At 31.5% G+C, this 19,400-nt stretch carries 25 protein-coding genes; 4 read left to right on the top strand and 21 right to left on the bottom strand.

Annotated elements, in window-relative coordinates:
• Positions 1 to 2 precede the first annotated feature (2 nt).
• The 4 genes from ACYQ39_RS12560 to ACYQ39_RS12545 all read right to left on the bottom strand — a co-directional run bounded on the left by ACYQ39_RS12560 (position 3) and on the right by ACYQ39_RS12545 (position 3,097).
• Entirely contained in the window at positions 3 to 1,004 is a 1,002-nt protein-coding gene (locus ACYQ39_RS12560; RefSeq protein ID WP_459843665.1) for a 5-oxoprolinase subunit C family protein, read from the bottom strand.
• Positions 1,004 to 1,735 (bottom strand): 5-oxoprolinase subunit PxpB, encoded by a 732-nt coding sequence (gene pxpB, locus ACYQ39_RS12555; protein ID WP_459843662.1) that lies wholly within the window; start codon positions 1,733 to 1,735, stop codon positions 1,004 to 1,006. Before pxpB ends, ACYQ39_RS12560 begins: the two co-directional genes overlap by 1 nt.
• 12 nt (positions 1,736 to 1,747) lie before the next feature.
• On the bottom strand, positions 1,748 to 2,512 hold the full coding sequence (locus tag ACYQ39_RS12550; RefSeq protein ID WP_459843660.1) for a LamB/YcsF family protein: 765 nt from the start codon (positions 2,510 to 2,512) through the stop codon (positions 1,748 to 1,750).
• Positions 2,513 to 2,584: 72 nt separating this feature from the next.
• Positions 2,585 to 3,097 carry a L,D-transpeptidase family protein gene (locus tag ACYQ39_RS12545; RefSeq protein ID WP_459843658.1) on the bottom strand — a complete coding sequence of 171 codons (513 nt, stop codon included), beginning with the start codon at positions 3,095 to 3,097 and terminating at the stop codon, positions 2,585 to 2,587.
• 294 nt (positions 3,098 to 3,391) lie between these two features.
• Between ACYQ39_RS12545 and ACYQ39_RS12540 the strand changes: the two genes are divergently transcribed.
• Complete coding sequence (locus ACYQ39_RS12540; RefSeq protein ID WP_459843656.1) at positions 3,392 to 3,808, top strand: Hsp20/alpha crystallin family protein; 417 nt, start codon at positions 3,392 to 3,394, stop codon at positions 3,806 to 3,808.
• A gap of 36 nt (positions 3,809 to 3,844) precedes the next feature.
• Here the strand turns inward: ACYQ39_RS12540 and ACYQ39_RS12535 are convergent, their stop codons facing one another.
• Both ACYQ39_RS12535 and larAH6 read right to left on the bottom strand, forming a co-directional pair.
• On the bottom strand, positions 3,845 to 3,970 hold the full coding sequence (locus ACYQ39_RS12535; protein ID WP_459843653.1) for a hypothetical protein: 126 nt from the start codon (positions 3,968 to 3,970) through the stop codon (positions 3,845 to 3,847).
• A 1-nt stretch (position 3,971) separates the two neighbouring features.
• Entirely contained in the window at positions 3,972 to 5,219 is a 1,248-nt protein-coding gene (gene larAH6 / locus ACYQ39_RS12530) for a nickel-dependent malate racemase, LarAH6 family (RefSeq protein ID WP_459843651.1), read from the bottom strand.
• Positions 5,220 to 5,430: 211 nt separating this feature from the next.
• Here larAH6 and ACYQ39_RS12525 point away from each other — a divergent pair, with 211 nt between their 5' ends.
• Positions 5,431 to 5,718, top strand: coding sequence for a hypothetical protein (locus ACYQ39_RS12525; protein WP_459843648.1), 288 nt, complete (start codon positions 5,431 to 5,433; stop codon positions 5,716 to 5,718).
• Between the two features lie 37 nt (positions 5,719 to 5,755).
• On the opposite strand, the gene ACYQ39_RS12520 is transcribed toward ACYQ39_RS12525, so the two are convergent.
• The 5 genes from ACYQ39_RS12520 to sigG form a co-directional block, all read right to left on the bottom strand.
• Positions 5,756 to 6,400, bottom strand: coding sequence for a hypothetical protein (locus tag ACYQ39_RS12520; RefSeq protein ID WP_459843646.1), 645 nt, complete (start codon positions 6,398 to 6,400; stop codon positions 5,756 to 5,758).
• A gap of 13 nt (positions 6,401 to 6,413) precedes the next feature.
• Complete coding sequence (gene nrdR, locus ACYQ39_RS12515) at positions 6,414 to 6,866, bottom strand: transcriptional regulator NrdR (protein ID WP_459843643.1); 453 nt, start codon at positions 6,864 to 6,866, stop codon at positions 6,414 to 6,416.
• 152 nt (positions 6,867 to 7,018) lie between these two features.
• Positions 7,019 to 7,279: a YlmC/YmxH family sporulation protein gene (locus ACYQ39_RS12510; RefSeq protein ID WP_459843641.1), complete on the bottom strand. Its 261-nt coding sequence runs from the start codon at positions 7,277 to 7,279 to the stop codon at positions 7,019 to 7,021.
• Between the two features lie 101 nt (positions 7,280 to 7,380).
• Positions 7,381 to 8,094 (bottom strand): stage II sporulation protein R, encoded by a 714-nt coding sequence (spoIIR, locus tag ACYQ39_RS12505; protein ID WP_459843639.1) that lies wholly within the window; start codon positions 8,092 to 8,094, stop codon positions 7,381 to 7,383.
• Positions 8,095 to 8,096: 2 nt separating this feature from the next.
• Positions 8,097 to 8,879, bottom strand: coding sequence for an RNA polymerase sporulation sigma factor SigG (sigG, locus tag ACYQ39_RS12500; protein ID WP_459843637.1), 783 nt, complete (start codon positions 8,877 to 8,879; stop codon positions 8,097 to 8,099).
• A 242-nt stretch (positions 8,880 to 9,121) separates the two neighbouring features.
• Between sigG and ACYQ39_RS12495 the strand changes: the two genes are divergently transcribed.
• On the top strand, positions 9,122 to 9,646 hold the full coding sequence (locus ACYQ39_RS12495; protein ID WP_459843634.1) for a LysM peptidoglycan-binding domain-containing protein: 525 nt from the start codon (positions 9,122 to 9,124) through the stop codon (positions 9,644 to 9,646).
• A gap of 65 nt (positions 9,647 to 9,711) precedes the next feature.
• Here the strand turns inward: ACYQ39_RS12495 and cobC are convergent, their stop codons facing one another.
• Positions 9,712 to 10,320, bottom strand: a complete 609-nt coding sequence (gene cobC / locus ACYQ39_RS12490; protein WP_459843631.1) for an alpha-ribazole phosphatase — start codon at positions 10,318 to 10,320, stop codon at positions 9,712 to 9,714.
• Between the two features lie 248 nt (positions 10,321 to 10,568).
• On the opposite strand from cobC, the gene ACYQ39_RS12485 reads away from it, so the two are divergent.
• Positions 10,569 to 10,994, top strand: a complete 426-nt coding sequence (locus ACYQ39_RS12485; RefSeq protein ID WP_459843629.1) for a GNAT family N-acetyltransferase — start codon at positions 10,569 to 10,571, stop codon at positions 10,992 to 10,994.
• Positions 10,995 to 11,003: 9 nt separating this feature from the next.
• Here the strand turns inward: ACYQ39_RS12485 and ACYQ39_RS12480 are convergent, their stop codons facing one another.
• From ACYQ39_RS12480 to ACYQ39_RS12440, 9 genes are all read right to left on the bottom strand, one after another.
• Positions 11,004 to 11,801, bottom strand: a complete 798-nt coding sequence (locus ACYQ39_RS12480; protein WP_459843627.1) for an L-2-amino-thiazoline-4-carboxylic acid hydrolase — start codon at positions 11,799 to 11,801, stop codon at positions 11,004 to 11,006.
• Between the two features lie 230 nt (positions 11,802 to 12,031).
• Positions 12,032 to 12,454: a DUF6326 family protein gene (locus ACYQ39_RS12475; RefSeq protein WP_459843624.1), complete on the bottom strand. Its 423-nt coding sequence runs from the start codon at positions 12,452 to 12,454 to the stop codon at positions 12,032 to 12,034.
• A gap of 243 nt (positions 12,455 to 12,697) precedes the next feature.
• Complete coding sequence (locus ACYQ39_RS12470) at positions 12,698 to 13,531, bottom strand: EFR1 family ferrodoxin (RefSeq protein ID WP_459843621.1); 834 nt, start codon at positions 13,529 to 13,531, stop codon at positions 12,698 to 12,700.
• 39 nt (positions 13,532 to 13,570) lie between these two features.
• A complete protein-coding gene (locus ACYQ39_RS12465) occupies positions 13,571 to 14,116 on the bottom strand; it encodes a hypothetical protein (RefSeq protein WP_459843618.1) in 546 nt (181 codons plus the stop codon).
• A 103-nt stretch (positions 14,117 to 14,219) separates the two neighbouring features.
• Positions 14,220 to 14,810 (bottom strand): TetR/AcrR family transcriptional regulator, encoded by a 591-nt coding sequence (locus ACYQ39_RS12460; RefSeq protein WP_459843615.1) that lies wholly within the window; start codon positions 14,808 to 14,810, stop codon positions 14,220 to 14,222.
• 167 nt (positions 14,811 to 14,977) lie between these two features.
• Positions 14,978 to 15,724 carry a PHP-associated domain-containing protein gene (locus ACYQ39_RS12455; RefSeq protein ID WP_459843613.1) on the bottom strand — a complete coding sequence of 249 codons (747 nt, stop codon included), beginning with the start codon at positions 15,722 to 15,724 and terminating at the stop codon, positions 14,978 to 14,980.
• 13 nt (positions 15,725 to 15,737) lie between these two features.
• On the bottom strand, positions 15,738 to 16,562 hold the full coding sequence (locus ACYQ39_RS12450; RefSeq protein WP_459843611.1) for an energy-coupling factor transporter transmembrane component T family protein: 825 nt from the start codon (positions 16,560 to 16,562) through the stop codon (positions 15,738 to 15,740).
• Positions 16,549 to 18,261 (bottom strand): ABC transporter ATP-binding protein, encoded by a 1,713-nt coding sequence (locus ACYQ39_RS12445; protein WP_459843608.1) that lies wholly within the window; start codon positions 18,259 to 18,261, stop codon positions 16,549 to 16,551. The genes ACYQ39_RS12450 and ACYQ39_RS12445 overlap by 14 nt, the downstream gene beginning before the upstream one ends.
• Positions 18,262 to 18,374: 113 nt before the next feature.
• Positions 18,375 to 19,241 carry a DUF8171 family membrane protein gene (locus tag ACYQ39_RS12440; protein ID WP_459843605.1) on the bottom strand — a complete coding sequence of 289 codons (867 nt, stop codon included), beginning with the start codon at positions 19,239 to 19,241 and terminating at the stop codon, positions 18,375 to 18,377.
• Positions 19,242 to 19,400 lie beyond the last annotated feature (159 nt).

Raw genomic sequence — 19,400 nt, 5'->3', positions numbered from 1 at the left:
ATTCAACCTATCTCTTTTCTTGTCCAATTCTTTTTAGAACCATGTACTAGATAGATTTTATTTATAATTTCATTTAACTTCTTTAGTTTCTGTTCTTGTCTTCTATACAACCTTTGAGCAGTCTTAACGCTTACTGCTTTAAATCCAACTTTATCGCCTGGCTTCAGTTGGGCTAATTCAGGAATATCTACTGAAATTACATTGGCAATCTTAGTATATCCACCAGTTGTCTGTCGGTCAGCCATCATAATTATTGGTTTTCCATCTCCTGGTACTTGAATAGCACCCAGAGAAATCCCTTCAGATATTATATCGGCACTCTCTTGATGCTCTAAAGTTGGCCCATCTAGTCTATAACCCATTCTATCGGACTGTAAAGAAATCTTATACTCTGCATCTAGTAATTTAGTCAACACTTCTTGGGAAAAAGCCTTCTCTTGAGGCCCAATAATAACTCTAGCCTCAATACTATCTTGATACTGAGGAATATACTCTTGCTCTACTTTAATTAATCCTGAAAAATTTTCACCTTCTTCTTTAGCTACATCTAAAGTATCACCTTTCTCTAATCTTCTACCATTATGTCCTCCTAGCTCTCCTCGCAAATAAGTAGCAGAACTCTCCATTACTTGATAGATTTTTAAACCACCTGACACTGCTAAATATGCTCTACAACCTTCTTTAGGCCGACTGAAACTTAATCTATCTCCTGTATCGACTCTAAAAGAGGTCCAGGAGGATACTCTTCTACCATTTAATTTAGCACCTAAGTTGGCCCCAGCAATGGCTACTCTACAACTACCAGTAAATCTAATAGTTGGCCCTTGTAGAGTAATCTCTAAAGCAGGAAGATTCCTACTATTACCTGCTAGTATATTAGCCACTTGAAAAGCATACTTATCCATAGCACCTGCTACTGGCATTCCATACTGCTGATAGCCATATCTACCTTTATCTTGAATTGTTGTTAATAACCCAGCTCGCTCAACTACTAACTTACTCATTACTGCTCCTCCTTAAAATACTTCTTAACTTGATAATCTCCTACTTCTATCTGGTATTTAATCTGTTTAAACTCTTCTTTAGAAATAGAAATAAATTTAAGATAACAGCCAACTTCTAATAGAATATTAGTTTCTTGATTAGGATTAAATAGTTTAATAGGGGTCTGTCCTATAATTTGCCACCCTCCAGGACTTGCTATGGGATAAATCCCTGTCTGATCACCAGCAATTCCTACACTACCAGCTGGAATCTTCTGTCTTGGATTATCCCGTCTAGGAGTAGCTATCTGCTGAGACATACCACCTAAATAAGGAAAGCCAGGTGTAAAGCCTAACATATAGACTAAATACTCTCTACTACTATGAATACCTATTACTTCTTGGGAATTAAGTCCATTATAATCAGCTACAAAGTCTAAATCCGGGCCAACTTCTCCACCATATAAAGTAGGAACCTCCACTATTTGAGCTGGAGGTAATGATTGATGAACCACTTTTTTATCTAACTCTTTTAACTTAGCTACTAAATCCTGATAACCAACTAATAATGGGTCATAAACCACCATAATAGCATCATAACTAGGTACCAACTCTATAATTCCTGTTATCTCTTCTTCTTCTAATAAATGAATAAAAGCTCTAATTTGAGTATTTATTTCCTTATTGATTTCAGCTCCAAATTTGATTAAAATAGCACTATCTCCTGCTGGTTTATAAATTCTATTACTCATTATTATCTCCTTTTATCCTTCTTGACCAAGAGGCATTATATCAATTCCAGCTTGCTCTAAAGCAGACTCTAATTTATCAACTAAATTTAAGGCTGCTTTGTTATCTCCATGGACACAGATAGTATCAGCTTCAAGATCAATCTCTGTCCCCTCAATAGTCGTTACCTTATTTTCTGTTACCATCTTTAGTACTCGCTTCACTACTAACTCTTCATCTTCTATAACAGCATTAGGTTGGTTTCTAGATACCAGTCTACCCTCAGAAGTATAGGCTCGATCAGCAAATACTTCATTAGCCGTCCTTAAGCCTAACTCTCTTCCTGCTTTAATCAATTCAGAACCTGCTAATCCTACTAATATTATATCACTATCAATATCATAGACTGCTTCTGCTACAGCTCTAGCCAACTGATAATCATCGGCTGCCATATTATATAACGCTCCATGAGGCTTTACATGCTGTAACTTACCTCCTGTAGATCTTATAAAGCCATTTAAGGCACCTACTTGATAAATCAAATAAGCTCGTACTTCTTTAGATGTCAGTTCCATCTTCCTTCTACCAAAGCCCATTAAATCTGGTAGTCCTGGATGAGCTCCAATCCCTACTTTATTTTCTAAAGCAAATTCTATTGTCTCTTCCATAACTAATGGATCTCCAGCATGAAACCCACAAGCTATATTAGCCGAAGTGATGCGCTTAATAATCTCTTCATCATTACCTAAGGTATATCTACCAAAATCTTCTCCTAAGTCACTATTCAAATCAATTTTCATCCTTTTGGCTCCTTCTTAAAAATATAATTCTTTTCTAAAATCATATCAATCATAATTAATTTATTCAAACCATTACTGTGGGATCTTAAGTTTTTGACCTGGATGAATTAGCCTTCTATTCTTCAACTTATTTAACTTGGCTATTCTGTCTACTGTTGTATTAAATCGCTGAGCAATCTTGTATAATGTATCTTTTCTTTTGACAGTATAGTAGAAGAAATCTCTATCTGAAGAGACATTATTACTTCGGCTAGCTCGAATCTCTACTGGCGTTCCTACTTGAACTCGATCATAGACGTATTCTGCATCTCGATTATACATTCTAACACAACCATGAGAAACTGCCTGACCAATCAACCATGGCTTATTAGTACCATGAATACCATGTTCTCTAGAGGTAAACTGCATCCAACGCGTGCCTAAGGCAGGATTATATGGATTCTTAACCTTATTCAAAATTGAAAAGTTACCAATTGGCGTAGGAGTACTCGGTTTACCAATAGCTACTGGAAAAGAATTGACTACCCTTCCTTGTTGATAAAGATATAATCTCCGCTGGTTTAAAATAATTAAAATTTTGCTCATTTACTTCACCTCTCTTTCTTTTCTACTAGTATATTATTTAATCTATAACTTGTGATATAAAGTAACTAGAGTTACTTTATATCAGTCGTGAGCTATGAGTTATGTGTCATCAGCACAATTCAAAATCATAAAACACTTCAACTTTTTAAAATCATAAACTTTTAGGAAGATTAAATTTTGAACTGGCACAAGACACATAACTATGACACACTATATCAATTAACAAATACTGCTTAACATAATATATAGACATAAAACTAATAATATAAATAAAGACTTGGAGGGTAGATAATAATGTTTGAATTGATCTCTAATCCTAGAAGAAGAACCAAAAGTCGTCCTGATTTAACACCTGATTTTATAACTGATTTTATGGGATTGAATAATGTAGGCTATAGAACTGATATTAAAGAAGATGAAGGTAGTTATGTAATCCAAACAGAATTACCTGGTTTAAGTAGAGAAGATATTGATATAAAAGTTAGGGATAATCGTCTTACCATCTCAGCTGCTAATGAAAATGTAATTGAGGAAGCAGAAGATAATTATATACGGAAAGAAAGAAGAAGTGGTAGCTACTATCGTACTTTCAATTTACGAAATGTCAAAACTGATGAAATAAATGCTAAATATGAAAATGGGCTGTTAGAAGTTACTCTACCCAAAACTGAAAGTGCTGAAGAGCAAGGGCGCAGAATTGATATTCACTAAATTAATAAGCCCCGGGAAGTTGGCCCGGGGCTTATTTTAAATTACTAATTTTTTATTAAGAATTTTAGACATCTTAGTTAAGTCTACAATTAAATTAGAGAATTCTTTAAAAGTTAATGACTGTTGCCCATCACATAAAGCCTGTTCAGGATTAGGATGCATTTCAAATAACTGGTACAGTCAATCCACCTTGAGGCATAATAATAGATTTATAGTCTTTACCATATTGATTACTTATTTGGGCCAACGCTTCAGCAAGAGAATCTACTTTAGTGGCAAATAAAGCATCTGTAACATCTTCACTAAATTCCGAAATTAAGATAAACTCTTTATCCAGTACTACTTTACTGATAGCAAAAGCCTTATGCCCTCCTAGAACAAACTTTCTTTTTATTCTTTCTACATTATCTTCTGGCCTTTCAGAACTATGTACCCATTCTTCAAATACCTCTTCTCCTAATCCAGCTCTACATTCTGCTAATAAAATAATTGTTCCACCTTCTTTAACTCCTGCATTAGCATTATCAAGAGCCTTCTGGGCTTGATAGATATTAATATCTTTAGGATAACCTCCTGCACTAACAATAGCAACATCCGCTTTCTCTTCTAGTGGTACATGATACATCTTAGCGGAAGTTCTGGTGCCTTTTAGCCAAGTCTTCTCTAGATCACCAGCTACTACCTCTACTATCTCTTTCTTACTATTAGTAACTACATTTAGTATAAAATCTACTCCTACCTTATTAGCCCCTTCAATCATCTCTTGACTGATTGGATTCTCTTCTATACTAGGCAAGTCACCGATTAAATTAACCATTCGAGAGTGATTAAATTCAATAGTCTCTCTACCAGCCACTCCTGGTAATATTGACTTTCGTCCACCAGAAAAACCAGCAAAATAATGGGGAGCTATAACTCCTATAGTAATCAATAAATCTGCTGTAACTACTTTTTGATTGACATATAATCTATTTCCTGAACTTAACTCTCCTAAGTCTACTAAACCTTGATCTGGATTATGAGAAACAACTTGATAATTATCAACAATTTCATCTCCATAGATCTCTCTATTCTGTTTGGCAGTATGTGGTTCATGAATTCCTGTAGCAATAACAAAAGTAATCTCTTCTTTTTCTACTCCAGACTGATGTAACTTCTCTAACAAAGGAGGGAGTAACTCCTCATAAGGGGTAGGACGACTTACATCATTAACGACAATCACAACATCTTCTGGTTTTTTCTCAACTACTAACTCCTCTAAACTAGATGTATCAACTGGATCTTTTAAACTTGATTCCACAGCTGATCTAGGATTACTTAATCCCTCTTTCTCATTAGGTAATAACACCTGTTGATTTGGTAATTCTTCTAGATCTAATTCTACCTTTTCTGTTCCATACTTTAACTTCATTTTCTTTTCCTCCTCTAATACTCATATACTTTTTCTCTTTTTATTAACTATAGTTTATTAGTTAGCTTTTTCCTTTGCAACAATAAAAATAATATATAAGTTTCCAGCTATAATTTCACCTATTTTAGAATAACATAATCTATAATAGTTCATTGTTTATTTTATAGGTAAATTTTTCATCAACTATTACCAAGAAGGAGTGACACAACAAATGGTATCCCACTTAGATAAAATTGAGGAAAGAGAATCTGACGGCTTCTGCCTGCAAGTAAAACATAAAGCTCTAGAAGTACCTAAAGATATCTATTTAGATAATCTTAATGATTATAATGACCCTTTTTCTGAAGAAGCTGTTCAACATTTAGTAGAAGAGTACTTAGATTGGAAAGATGAACAAGGTTTAATAGGAATGGTTAGAATCAATGAAGAAGCCGATTCTGTAGAAATTGATGCTGCTGTCAGATACATAGTCGATTGTGAGACTGATATTAACAATTAAACCCCGCTTTTAAAAAACGGGGTTTTCATTTAACCAACTAAATTTTAGGTAAAATTTCCTCTAGATTCTCCATAGAATCATATTTTCGCCATTGATTAAAGGATGGATGAGGAATACCAGTAATAATTTCTTTCTCTCTAATTATTTCAATTGAATCTTTAATTAAATCTAAGTAGCTAGCTGCAAACTTACCACAAGGTACTAAATACTTGATTTTTTCTGATTCTTGTAGTGCAGTATGTAATCTCTCTTTAAAATCATCTAAAATAATCTCTTTTACTGAATTCCAACTATCCTTTTGATGTTGCTTAGCCTTATAATTAACTCTTAGTTTCTCTAAAATTTCTAATACATCTTTTTCAGTTGGAGTGAAACTATAATCTCCCAAAGCTTGACTCTGCATAGGAGCAGAACCAACATTTAATAATCCAAACTTTTCTAATTGATTATAGTCAGTCTCATACTCATCCTTTTTAGCTACCAATTTACCAAATGGCTCATCTGTATTATAGATATAATGAGCCATTTCAACTCCTGAATTACCAGCTACCGGATAGCCATGCTTAACTTCTTGGGTATGTGGAGACTCTAGAATAAATAGAATCTCAGTTTCACAATAATATATATCATCTACCTTATATTTCTTTAAGTAATCCCTAGCTGCTAGTTCTATATTAGTCATTTTCTCCCTCCACTTAATTATCTAGTAGTCTATCTAACTCTTTTCGAAAGGTTTGAATATCCTTAAACTGACGATAAACAGATGCAAATCGCACATAAGCTACTTCATCTAATTCACATAAATAATCCATTACTAACTCACCAATAACTGTACTAGGCACTTCATTCTCCATCCGATTCTTAACCTTCTTTTCTACTAAATTAACTACCTTTTCTAACTGTTCTCTAGAAATAGGTCTCTTCTCACATGACCTTAATAGACCATTTAAAAGTTTATTTCTATCAAATCTTTCACGACTACCATCTCTTTTAATAACCATAATTGGCAAATCATCAATTCGTTCATAAGTTGTAAATCGTTCTTCACAGGATAGACATTCACGTCTTCTTCTAATTGTTGTATTATCTTCTGTAGCTCTTGAATCAACTACTTTACTTTCTGAATGATTACAGTATGGACATTTCATACTTCTAGCTTAACTACCTTAAGTAGTAAGCTTCCCTCCTTTATTTTATATCCCATTTTAATTAATATTCACTATTATACTAATTAATTATAGTACATTGCTTCAACTTATTCAATCTAAAAACAAAACCAACCCATTAATAGGCTGGTTTCTTATTCTGGTAACTCAGCAGTCACATCTTCACTATTGGGTTTTACTAAAATAACATCCTCTCCAATCTTATATATTTCATTCCACGAAAGATACATATCTTCATCTACTCCAAATAACCCAAATAGTTTCTCTCCTTTAGGCACAACTAAACCCTTAATTTGACCAGCATTCAAATCTATATCAACATCAATAATCATTCCTAAACGTTGGCCCGTATCAATATTAATTACCTCTTTAGTCTCCAAATCTGATGTACGCATTATATTCCCTCCTTTTGGTAAATACCTATAATAATTATATGTGAAGAACATAAGTTTGTTACAAAAGAAAATAAAAAGCCTTCAGTAAATACTGAAGGCTTTTACTCTCTTTGTTGATTAGTTTCATTAGAAAATATTAGCTTATCTAATCCAGGAAAAGATGTCTCTAAAATATGGGCCAACTTTAATTTAGACTTAACAAACTGTGGATTATCTTTAAGTACTTCTACCAGCTTAAATTTAAACTCTACTGGTAGATTATTCTTTTTTTCTTTACTTGATACTTGTTTTAAATCCTGATTAGTTACTTGATCAACTGAATCTACAAAACAGAGAGGTGGAAAGAGAACACACCACCAGTTTTCTCCTTGACCAGATCCTAGTACAACTCTTAATGCCTTATAATTACCACTAGGTAAAGTCATTCCTCCATAGCTACGTGTCGGAAAGTTAAATCTACCTACTTTAAGGTTGACTTCATAATTTATATTACTAGCTCTTAACTTTTCTATAATAATATGTTTTAAATAAGGTAGTTTCCTCTTAATCAAAGCTGTGGGATCAAAATTCTGCTCTGTCGTATATAACTTAGCAGTTGCTTTAATAATTTCATCTCTTACTTCTCGTTTTATTTTTTGATCCTGAAGTGAATTACTATTTGCTATTACATGCAACCGCAATAAATCATCCGAACTAGTTACTGCATCTACCTGATTCTTCTTTAGAACTACGCTTCCTCTAAGTCCTACTAAAAATAATAAACTGATTAGTATAGATACTCCAACTACAAACTTAATTCTCCTACTAACACTCATTTTCATTCCTTCTCCTTAACATACTTCTTTAAATCCTGTAAAGCTGCTTTTTCTAATCTGGAAACTTGGGCTTGTGAAATTCCTATTGTTCCTGCTACCTCCATTTGAGTCTTACCTTCATAAAATCGTAAAGTTAAGATTAATTTCTCTCTATCTTCAAGTTTACGTAAAGCTTCTCTAACAGCAATTGCCTCTAACCAATCCTGATCATCAGTACTATCATCACATACTTGATCCATTACATAGATTGGATCTCCACCGTCATGATAAACAGGTTCAAAGAGGGAGATTGGATCCTGAATAGCATCAAGAGCCTGTACAATATCTGCTCTAGGAATTCCTAATTCTTTAGCTATTTCAGTTAGATTTGGCTCCTTTGACTTCTTATTTTCTAAGTTCTCTTTCATCTGTAAAGCTTTATAAGCTGTGTCTCTTAAAGAACGGCTAACTCTAATAGGATTATTATCTCTTAAATGTCGTTTGATTTCACCAATAATCATAGGTACAGCATAAGTAGAGAATTTAACATTTTTACTTAAATCGAAGTTGTCTATAGCTTTAATTAAGCCCACACAACCTACTTGAAAGAGATCATCAATTGGCTCACCTCGATTATTAAATCTCTGAAGGACACTCAAAACTAGCCGTAAATTTCCACCAATGATTTTACTGCGGGCTATATTGTCTCCTCTATGCATTCGTTTAAATAAATCTCGCATTTCTTCATTAGATAGAACAGGTAACTCTGACGTATTAACACCTGAAATTTCTACTTTTTTTCCCATAAACTCCCCCCTAATTTAAACAAATTAGGATTTAGCAATTTCACAAAGCATAATTCGACTACTAGTATGAATATTACTGAATACATATTACATCTAAAATGACAACAATTATAAAAGTTCCTAATTATCATTAACAGTATTAGTCCCAAGTAGATTAGATATACATTTAATTTCAAATTTGGAATTAACAAATCTTTAATTGACTACATATTTTATATTAAACCCTAGAAAGGAGGAATAGTATGGCTGATGCTTTAGAAATTGCTAATCAATTATTAGAAAATGAAAAAGAAAATCAACCACTATATGGACAACTACAAATGGAATTAGATGATACTATGTATAAAAGATACACTCGAACCTTACGTAATTTACAAGCAAGACAGATTAATGTCCTTAATACTTTAATCGAAGAATTAGAAGGTAAAATGCCTACTCCACCAACAAAACGCTATTATGCTCAACACATTCTCCAGCCTGGAGAAACTATACAGATTTTAGCTAGAAAGTATAATACAACTGCCTCTAAAATCAGAGAAGTAAATCCTGGTTTGCCAGACACTCCACAACCTGGCCAATTAATCTATCTCCCAATTGAAATTCCTGAACCTCCTGCTGAGCATATTAAATATTATGTACGAAGTGGAGATACCTTATACAAAATTGCTCAGCAGTATAATACAGACGTAGATACCTTAGTTAGATTAAACAACATTGCTGATCCTGATGTAATATTCCCTGGTCGAATCCTAATTATTCCAGGTTAAAATTAAAATCCTACTTTACAAAAAAAGAAAAGAGTCTGGGGTTAACCCCAGACTCTTTTATCTTCTCATTTTAGATGAGCTGTACAATTAAATAACTCTAGAATTACTTCATCATCATAAAAATTCAATTGACTAATTGCTGTATTAGCCTGTGTTAATCGCCAACATTTAGCAAGAGGCATACCTAAAAAAGTAGCCACTAAAACTCTAATTACTCCACCATGAGCAACTAACAAAATTCTTTCTTCAGAGTGATGAGTTAAAATTTTCTTTAAACTAGTAACTAATCTTGTCTCAAATTCTCCTAAGTTTTCTCCACTAGGAGCTCCATTATTTACTGGATCCTGCTCCCAAGCTTCAAATTCTGTCTGATAGTCTCTTTCCAGATCATTAAAAGTTAATCCTTCCCACTGACCAAAGTCTATTTCTTGCAAAGCACTTCTTTCTTCTACAGATAAATTATGATCTTGGGCTATTATTTCCGCTGTCTTAGAGGCACGACTTAAATCACTAGCATAAATAGCATCAATTTCAGTCCTCTCTAGCCTCTCGGCCAACTTCCTAGCCTGAGTTATACCTTTATCATTTAAAGGAATATCCTTACTTCCTTGAAATTTACCAGCTTGATTCCAACTTGTCTCACCATGTCTAACTAATATTACTTCAGTTCCCATTTAACTCCTCCTATCTATTTATATATTATTTTCTTTTATTAAATAAGAATCCCTCTTTAACTAGATAATTAAATATGTTATTTCACATAACATATCCTAATTTTTATAACGTCTTATTTTTATAATCTTAATTTACCAAGATTCAATTTAGCAATATTGTATTGTCAATATCTTTTTGTTATAATGTAATTAAATCAAACATAAGAAACTATGTAAAATACTATACTTGACCGAAAGGAATGAACTAAATGATAACAAAACATATTACAAATCAATCAGAATTTGAAAAGGCTTTTAATATAAGAAAAATAGTTTTTGTTGAAGAACAAGGTGTACCACTAGAAGATGAATTTGATGAATATGAAGAGCTAGCAGAACACATACTTGTATACTACAATGATGAACCTGTTGGTACTGGAAGACTGAGAGTTGTCAATAAAGTTGCGAAACTGGAAAGAATCTGTATTCTAGATTCTTATCGAAAACATGGTCTTGGAAAAGCCATTGTTCAAAGACTTGAGGATATCGCCAAAGACAAAGGGCTTACAAAAACAAAATTACATGGACAGACACATGCTCAACGATTCTATGAGAAATTAGGGTATCAGAAGGCATCAGAAGTATTTATAGAAGATGGCATTCCCCATCTTTTGATGGTCAAAGATCTATCCTAAATATCTTTATTACCATTTAAAACTGTCGTTATTTTCTCTATAATTTTTCTCCCACTTCTTAATAATTTTCATTGCATCATAAGGAGCTTCTTCTGTATCCCCATATCTTTTATCATCATTCTTTTTATCTTCTGCTGTTCTAATTTTATAGTGATGGTCACAATAACTATCACCTACCCCCTTACAATGATCTCTTTTAAAATATAATTCTGGAGTACAATTGTCAAAAATAATATGATCACAATAACAGACCATTGATGCTGCATATTCCATTCTATAGGCTCGAAGAATCTCAATATAAGCACATCTTGTAAATTTATAAATCACTTCCTGTTTATCTACTGATACCTTCTCTGTCCATTCAAAACCAGTTCCTCTACCAAGATAATTGGTCATATCTTGCCTAAATTCATCAATATCCTTTATATCAGGATTTGGTTTAAAAGTTTTACCTAAATAAGGTACTGATGCGGGGACACTTACTTTTGCTGTAAGTATCTGAGCTCGTTCCATCCCATAATCTTTCTTCAATCTATTAAATAAACATATAAAAGGAGTTAACTCTTTAAATTTCTTTTCATAAGTCTGTCTAACTTCCTTATTTGGTAAATCAAACAGTTCTGGTTTCCAGCTTGGTTTATTAAAGATAGGATCCCATAAAAACGATTTAAAGAGAATACTGACAGCCTTCACAATTCCAATCTCATTCTCTAAAATATGTTTCATTCCTTTCATAATATCTAATTGTGCTACAGAATCCATTTCACCATTTTGTGGTTCTAACTTTTTAGCTTCATAAAATTTCATTATATCGCCTCCTTAAGATATTAATTTTTGCCACGCCCCTTAAGATGATTTGCCAAGGAAGTAATCTTGAGGTAAACTTCACTAATTTTCACAAATTAAAGAAGATTTTAATTTGTGAAGTTATTTATTATTCGTGTCTATTTATGTTAACTAGTGGCTAAGCGTCTTTTTATTTCACTTTTAAATTGGATCTCTATATAACAATTCATTTCTTGATTATGAACATTATTCTAGTTTTGATAATTAGTATTTTCTTCAGGAGAAGTCCACCGCCAAGCATACCATAAAATAAATGAAGTAGTTGAAATTTCTATAATCGCAAAAAACAAATAATAAAGCGTTGGTGTTCCAGCAAATAGCGTTAAAATCATTACTATTGTTTTAATTGAAGATGCAATAATGTTTGCCCATCGATTACTTTTGTATTTCAAAACCCTTGACAATAATACCATTGCAATTGGAATTTCCATTAATATTGCAGCACTTAATAAAAAAACTTCACTCATGTTTAATCCATCTACAGTTCCTGTTAGATATTGCTTAAGTAAATTAGCGTCCATTAAGCCTATCAAATCACAATATAAATAATTAAGGGTTACAAATATCCATAAAGTCGACAAAACTATTTTCCTATTTTCAATTTCTGTATTCATTTTCTCTCCTCCTTGATTTAATTCTAATTTAGATTATTAATCTTATACATTAGTTTTTTAATTACTCATTTTTAAAAATATTATGATTATATCGAAAGTATAGATAATAAAAATAATTAACTATCATACCAAATGTAATAAATCTTAAAAAAGTTGATACTTTCTTTAAAAAACTAAATTAATTTAGCCAAGTTAAGATATTTTTAAAATTAATATAAAACCAATTTATTTATCTTTATTCAATCATTTTAAAGGATTGTAGTCATTGTTAGGTCCTTGCCACCTAAATTTATCTACAGTCCATTTCCCAATCTGTATTGCTTCAACTGGACATTGATGAATACACCTCATACATAAATAACATTGATCTGAAAATATAACTTCATTTTCTGTTACCTTTATATTATTAGCTGGGCAGATTTTTTCACAGACTCTACATTTAATACACTTATTATCAGCCCAAAATTTATTCTTGATAAATTTTTCGCCAGGATTATAAATCATTTTTACAAAAGAATCTAATAATACTCCCTTTGTCTTTAATTCTGGCATTACTAAATCTTCTTTATTTAATTCTTGCTTTAGTTTGTCAGTATTTTTATCAATAAAATTATAAATCTTATTCACATAATTTTTAATAATTGGATTTACTGAATAATCTTTTGATACAGCTTTATTCACAAAAGTTGAGTCTTTTTTCATAAAAGCTAAACCATCTGATCCTGGCATCTTAATTTCTTTTGACTTTAATGGAATGAAACCTTTATCAATAAATTTTTTAGCTGTTCTTCTTAAAGAGTTACCTGCATAAAATCCAAAAGTGGAAAATAAGATAACTCCTCTACTTTTAGAAAGGGACATTCGATCTACATATTCCTGCAAAAATGATGGCATATCACAAGCATAGATTGGAAAACCAAAGATAAGAATATCATATTCTTTTATATCTTTAGATGAAAATTTTTCTATAGATGATAGCTGAATATTATAATTGTTTTCCCTAAATTTCATATATATCATATTGGCAATAAAATAAGTATTACCTGTTCCACTAAAATAAAGATTTAAAATTTTCATATTTATCCTCCCTTTGGGCAAAATTGATCATACAAACTTTTAATTAGTTTCAGGAAAATGATTAATCGAATAGCCTAAAATTAATTTAGTCAAAAAAGTAATTGCAAACCATAACACGATTATAGGTGGATTTATTACATAAATACAAGTAACTATACCTATTAACCAGAATGCACTAGCAAAAGTATTCTTATAATCATCCTTTATTACTTCAGTTACCAACAAAGCAGTTAAAACAGGATACAACCATGAAAAAATAAAGAAATTTATTGATGTTTTAAAAGTTATAAAAATAATTAATGGTTGTAAAAAGTGTAACGAGTAGAAGAAAAGTCTTAGCTTACGACTTGAAGCATGAAAATTATTTGTTGATCTTGTAAAATTGGCAATTACACCGCCAAGATCATCCCATGCTATTACAACAATAATTACTTTTTGCAGAATAGTTGTTGTTTCTTTTATATCTGGTACAAAAAAAGCCAACAAAATACCCAGAAAAATTGGAACTAGATTTATTAAAATAACATCAAAAGTTTTTGGACTTTTACCAAAGAAAAATGAAATCTCATCTTTAATTAAATTCATAATTATCCCTCCTATTAACTTTAATATTATTTTTGAACGAATATTCGTTCAAAAATAATCTATATAAATTACTTCCTTAGAATCAAGGAAGTATAATTTTAGTTTAATCTTTTTTAATATAATTCTCTATTGCGTTTAAAAAAGAGTTAAAGATTTTATCAAGATCAAAATCATTGGAACGTAACAAACCTTGGATCCATAATCCATCAAAAGTAGCTCCTACCCAGGAAATTAATGCTTGAGGGTCAATATCTTCTCTAATTATTCCTCTCTTTTGATCACGAATTATCTTTTTAGTCATATGGTTAATGTAATCTCTATAAACATCCCCTAATTTTTCAAATTCTCCTTTAATACCTTGATAAAATAAATCAATAATAATATTAATCTCAGTTTTCTCTTCTTCTTTAATTTGTCTTTTTAATTTTTCTAAGATTATTTCAAATTCTTCTAAAACAGTTAGATCCTTATTTTTTTCTGGCATATATAAATCTTTCAAAAAATATTCTAATGCTTGTTTAATTAGTTCATCCTTATTATTAAAATATTCATAAATAGTGCTTTGGCCCATATTAAGTTCTCTAGCAATATCAGCTATCTTTAATTCACTTAATTCTTTCTTAGACAAAGCAAGCAAAGTTCCTTCAATTATTTCCCTTCTCTTTTGTTCTACATCAACTAATTTAGGAGACATATTTTCACTTCCTTCAAAAACTTAATTTTTTTATCGAAAACTGATTCAATAAAAATTATAATACTTCTTTGTTAACTTGTCAAGGATTTTAAAATTATCAGCTACCAAAAATAAATTCAGCCCGTTAAGGCTGAATAAAAAAATGATAATCTAATCCACACTTTATCTTAAATAACTCCACAACTCTTCATCTTTTTCATTACTTTTTTTGCAACTTGACCACAGAAGGCCTTAACTTTAGCTCCATTACTAATCTCAATTTCAAATTCTCTATTTTTAATAGCAGTTTTAAGATCAGAAATCTTTTCATGGTCCTCATAAAATTTATTCTTTACCGTTCCCATATGCCAAACATGGTGGGTATCACTACCAGCTACTATCGGCAGCTTAATATTCTCAGCAAATTCAATTACTTCTTCTTTAAGTTTTAATAGTTTTCCATTCAAACCTAAACCATCTAACCTTTTTAATAATATAGGATTTAAATCAAGCAAATATTTACTCTCTTTAGCTGGATGAGCACCAACTACAATCAGATTCTTTTTTTCAGCCTCACCCAATAAGTATTTAAGTGTAGGAAAATCACTTTCCCCCATATTCTCTGGAAATAATCTTCTTAAATCTAACAAATCTTCTTTTCTTCCTACTACTATAATATGACCGACTTCTTCAATGTCAACTTCCATGCCACAGAAAACTTTAAATCCATCTACATCATAATAATCATTCTTATATTCATAGTGCTGATCCAAAGTTTCATAGATATTATAAAAATTTACTGTGTGGAAATGCTCAGTCAAAGCAATTGCATCTAAATCATTTTTTTTAGCAGTTTCTACTATCTTTTGAAAACGAGCTAAGTCAAACTCAAATTTTTTAGATAATTTAGTATGACAATGAAAATCCATTTTCATAATAATCACTCCTTTATAAGGGATATATGCTACCTAATTTTACAATAGCAACTACTATCAAAACTGAACAAACTAAAAATGATACTTCCTTCAATCCTATCTCCATATCAGCTAATTTCAATTCTTTTACTTTTTTGTTATCTAAAGAATTAGCAAACCCTTTAACTTCTAGTGCTTCTACTGTCGTTCTAGTTCGTTTAGCTACATTTAAAACCATTGGATAAAAACCTAAAATGATTATTTTAATCAAATAATAAATATAACGCCAGCCTAAGAAACCTTTCTTTTCTGGTGTTTTACCACGCAGACGAAAAGAATTAAAAATATCATTATATTCTTCAAACAACAGGGGTAGTACACGATAACCATAGGAAACACCAAAACTATAACGTTCAGAAATACCAAAACTCAATAATGCTTCACTAAATTCTTCTGGGTCTATACTAGTAAATACTGCAATACTAGCTACAGCAATAACTAATAACTTTAGAGTAATCGTCAGTAAGGACGCAAATCCATCTAATCCACCACCAAAAAAGAAGGTTACAATAAAGACTGAACCTAACTGAGAAACTGTACTCATTGTTAATAGAAAGATTATTAAACGACTAACTTTAGCAACTATAGCCATAACTATCATAAATAGAAGTAATCCAGCTAAAATAGTTTTATTAAAAAAAAACCACGGTAAAATAGCAAACATTAAGTACCATACAATTAATACTCGTGGATCTAATTTAGCTAAAAAAGTATCCTGATTACCATAAGCAGTCTCCATTAAAGCCATTTTTAATCTTTCTACCGATAATTTATCCAATAAATCTTTAAATAGCTTCATCTTGTTTACCCCTTAATCTCCGGGCAAATTCTTCCACATTAAGAGTAATTGGAGACATATTTAATCTACGACTCAGTTCTACAATCTGAGGTGGCTGTAAATTAGCTTTATTTAAAAGTTCTTTATCATTAAATAATCCTTCTTGATCTGTATCTTTGATTACTTGGCCTTCGTTTAAAACAATTATTCTATCGGCCCAGCTAGATACTAGCTGCATATCATGAGTAGCTACAATTACTGTTTTAACCCACTTTTCTAACTTTTCAATCATAGTAAACATTTCTTTTCTACTTGCTATATCTAAACTAGAAGTGGGTTCATCTAATAATATTACTGAGGGCCTCATCGCCATTCCAATAGCCAATGAAGCCCGACGCTGCTGTCCTCCACTAAGTAATCGACCATCTCTATTCTGTAAGTCTTGTAACTCAAAAGTACTAATGATTTTTTCAATAAAATTTTGATAATCAGGTACATTACGTGCCTTTAAATAATATTCAATATCTTGGCGAATATTATCATTGATAAACATTTCTTCTGGATCCTGATAGATATAAGTAACTTCTTCAGCTAATTCTTCTGAAGAGATACAGTGGGTATTTTGATTTTCTACAATCACTTCACCTTGCTTTGGTTTAGAAATGCCTGTAATCATCTTTAATAAAGTAGATTTTCCTGCTCCATTACTACCAACAAGCGCCACTCGATCTCCAGAATAAAAAGATAAATTAACATTATTTAAAGCTGTTTGGGATTGATTACTCAATGTCTGATAACTATGAGTCACATCATTAAATTCAACCACTGTTTGATTATTATTTTTAGTAGTTTTCTTGACTTGAGTAAATGACTCCAAATAGTCAAAATTATAGTGTTTATTAAAATATACACTAGCTTCCTCAATAGTAATCGGATAAAGCTGCTGATTGCTAGCTAAATTATAAATCAGCTGAGTAACTTGGGGAGGAAAAATTTTCTTCTCCTTTAAATCCTCTACTTGTGATAAGGCAGGTTTAACTTTTTTCTGCCAAGCAACTTCACCTTGATCCATCATCACTACTCGATTACAATAATTAGCAATAAATTTAGTATGATGCTCAATAGAAATTATCGTTTTACCTTCTTGTTGATTTAACATCTCTAGTTTATCGTATATCTTTTTAGCATTTACAGGATCTAATTGAGCTACTGGTTCATCAATTACAATCACTTCGGGATCTAAAGCCAACACTCCAGCTAAAGCAACTAAATGTTTTTGGCCACCACTTAATTCCCAAATAAATTTTTCAGCAATCGATTCTAAACCTAATATTTCTAGTGCTTTTTGACCTCGCTCTTTATAGTCTTCATAACCGAAATTTAACGGAGAGAAAGTAACTTCATCATAAACCGTCGGACGTACTAATTGATTTTCAAAATCTTGATAAACATACCCAACTACTTGAGCTAAAGAAGCAACAGACGCATTAAAAACTTCCTGTTCTTTTACTATTACCTGACCTTCATAATCTCCTACATAGTAATGAGGAATTAATCCATTAAGAGATTTACAGAGAGTTGTCTTACCGGAACCATTACTCCCTATCAAGCCTATAAAATCTCCTTTGTTTATATCTAAACTTACATTATTTAATACATACTCCTTTGCACCAGGATACTTAAAGGATAAGTCTTGCACACTAATAATATTTTCCCTCATTTCTTAATCCTCCCCTATAATACTTAAATTACTCAACTTAAGAAAATTCATCTGGGAACAAAAATTGTTCCCAAATAAATTATTAACCTCTAATTAATCTTTATTAACTTATTTTAATTATTGTTCTTAATTTCTATCTCTTCTTTTCTTCCGTTAAGAGCCATAAATGAAATTAGTAATACTATACAAGCTACTGCAACGCCAACCCAAATGAAATTAGCGCCAAACTTTTCTAAAAACTCTGGCTCCCACACAGCAAAGTTAATATCCATTTCAGACATGAATTCAGCAATCGTAGCACCAAAACCAAAGATAATACCCATTAGAATTAATCTCGGAGTAATGAATTCTCCCATTGAAGCAGTAGATTTTTCTCGAGGCTTAACTCCTAATAAAGGCTCTATCTTACCATATAATCGTGGAGCTAAATAGATTGTAGGCAAGACACCAAATAATAAACCAGTAATCACCATTTCATTCACAAAACTTATTCCTTCTAAAACTAAAACACTCTTAGGTAAGCCAGGTACTGCTTCTAATTTTTCCACCCCCACCCAAACTTTAGATATATCTATAATACTACTTAGCATTTGGTCAATTCCCACACCAACGAAAGCCGCTATCCCTAACTGTCTTTTGTCAGTAGGATCTTTAACTAATAATCCAGCTACATATAATCCTAAAGCTAATTCAATAAAACCTTCTAACTCACCTATGCCACCGAAATCCCCCATTAATAAATCCGCAAATACAATTTCACCAAATACTGAACCTAAAGCTGTATACAATGGATCAAAAAGAAAACATAATGTTAAAGGAATAAAAGCAAAATAGGAAACAGAAAGTTCAATAGGTCCAAATGCAATTTCAGGTACAATTTCAGTCACTAAATCAGCCATTCCAAATAGAGACATTGCCAAAATAAAAACCATTGTCTTTTGAGCTTGGGTCAACTTAGAGTTTTTTGCTTTGCTTTTCATAGATTAATTTCCCCCTTTAAGAATTAATATTTTATCTTCAACTTTAGTATAGCACCTGAATATTACAAAAATATTAATTTAATATTAAATTAATGTAAAAAAACTTTTATTTATTTTTTCATGTAAATTTATTTACATAGATATTTTTACATCTTCTCT

The organism is Halanaerocella petrolearia (genome assembly GCF_054657875.1).
Note: the sequence above shows the minus strand (reverse complement) of the source record. Positions and strands in the feature narration are given on the sequence as shown.